The following is a 2100-nucleotide window of genomic DNA, read 5'->3' on the forward strand; positions in this document are numbered from 1 at the left end:
GGCGGGGGCGGCTACTCCGGCGGCGGTGATTCCGGCGGCGGCGGATCCTCCGGCGGTGGAGGCGGCAACCGGATCGCCACGCTGCTGGGCGACACCGGCGGCGGAGGCGGCGGATCTTCGCTGGCCTCATCGGCTCCCGATGGCGGATCCCCCGCCGGGGGGAGTCTGGGCGGCAACCCGTCCGGCCCCGGCGGCGCCGGCTCGGTCGCGAGCCCGTCCGGTTCCGGCTCCTTCGGCGGCGGCACCGGCCCGTCCGGCGGCGGCGCCGCTCCCGGGGGCGGAGGCGTCGTCGGCGGTGGCGCGGCCCCGGTGGGCGGCGGCGCACCGGCGGCGGGCGGCGGCCCGGCGCCTGCCGGTGGCGGCTCGTCTCCCGGCACGTCATCTTCCTCCCCGTCATCTTCTTCGTCGTCCTCGCCCTCGCCGGGGAGCGGTCCGGGGTCCCGGGGCGGCTCCACGTCCGGCGACGGCTCGTCCGGCGGTTCCTCATCCACCCGCGGCGCGGTGCACTCACCTGGCGCCGGGACGCCTCCCCCGGGCGGCGCACCGACCCCCGGCGACGGAAGCACCGCACCGGGCAACGGCGGCGCGCCTCAGCCCCCCGCCGGGTCCCCCGCTCCGGGGACGCCCGACGGCGGCACGCCGGCGAACACCGCACAGGCTCCGGGCGGCGCACAGACGTCCGGCGACGGAAGCGGCTCGCGGCCGCCCGAAAGCTCCCCCGCGCCCGCGTCCACGACCGGCACCGGCTCACCCACGCCGGGGAACGAGAGCGGCGGAGGCTCGCCCACCCGCGACGGCGACTCGTCCTCCCCCGGCACCGGCACCGAGAGCGCCCCGCCCGGGGACCCCGCGGCCGACTCGGGGAGCGACCCGGGCACCGACCGCGACTCCGCGCCCGGCGGCGAGACCGCCGAGACCGCCGCCGACCCGAATCCGCGCAGCCCGGACGGGAACCCCGCGACGCAGGACGCCATGCAGCCGCCGGAGCAGGGCGGCTCCGGCGGACCGTCCGCCTTCGTCGCGCCCATGCCGATGGGGATGGGCGGCCCGGCGGGAACGGCGTCCCCGGGCGGCGCGCCCGCACCGTCCGGCGGTGCGTCCGGCGGTGGCGCCCCGAGGCCCTCGTCCCCGGCGAGTTCACCCGCACCGCCGGCACCCGGCACGGGCAACCCCGGGCCGGCGCCGTCGTCCGGCCCGGAGTCGCGGCCCGCGCGCGGCGACGACCCCGGCGGACGTCCCAACCCGCCGCCGATCGAGAACGTCGATGACAACGGCGTCATCCGCAACGAGCCGGCGCCACGGCAGGACGACGCCTCCCCGCAGGAGGGGGACCCGCCGCGCAACAAGGAGTCGGACGGCACCACACCGGGTGACGGGTCCGACGGCGCCGCCGGGCCCGACCGGGCGCAGCAGCTCGCGGACGCCGAGCAGCAGGCGCGGGACGCCCTCAGCCAGTTCGGCAATGACGCGCCCACCGTCGACTTCTCGTCGAGCCCGCTAGACCCTGCCGCCGCGCGGGAGATCAACAACGCCATCCGGCAGCTCGCCGCCGACTATCCCGAGACGATGCGGGGCCTGTCCCACATCGGCTCCGAGGACTTCGCCCAGTCCCTCGGGCCCGGCAACGAGGACGTCCTCGCCTACGCCACGCCCGGTGCAAACGACCCGGGCATCTACATCAACGACGACGCCTTCTCCGACAACGCGCAGCGCGCACAGGACGGCGCGAGCGAGGAGCAGACCGGGTTCACCGTGCCCGGCGGCGGCTCGACGGAAGGCGTCTTCACGCACGAGTTCGGGCACCACCTCGGCGAGCAGCTCCTGAACGACCCGCGGATGCTCGCCGACCTGAACCAGGCCGTGTCCAACGCCCTGGGCATCCCGTACGACGCGACGCAGCCGCACGACCCCGCCACGCAGCAGCGGGTCGCGGACGGGCTGTCGGAGTACGGCTCCGGCGACCCGCACGAGATGCTGGCGGAGGCGTTCACCGAGTACCGCCTCTCCGACGACCCCCGCGACCTGGCTCGCGCCATCGGCGAGGTCATGGACCGCCACCTCGGCGCCCAGGCCCCCGCCAACACCCCCCAGGCGTCCGGC

1 pseudogene is annotated in these 2100 nt (G+C 77.8%); it reads left to right on the forward strand.

Annotated features, from left to right (window positions below):
• Window positions 1-501 precede the first annotated feature (501 nt).
• Window positions 502-2100: pseudogene (locus tag E1266_RS36990) on the forward strand (hypothetical protein); the annotation flags it as partial.

The sequence above is a fragment of the Actinomadura sp. 7K534 genome, assembly GCF_004348575.1.
Classification (GTDB): domain Bacteria; phylum Actinomycetota; class Actinomycetes; order Streptosporangiales; family Streptosporangiaceae; genus Spirillospora; species Spirillospora livida.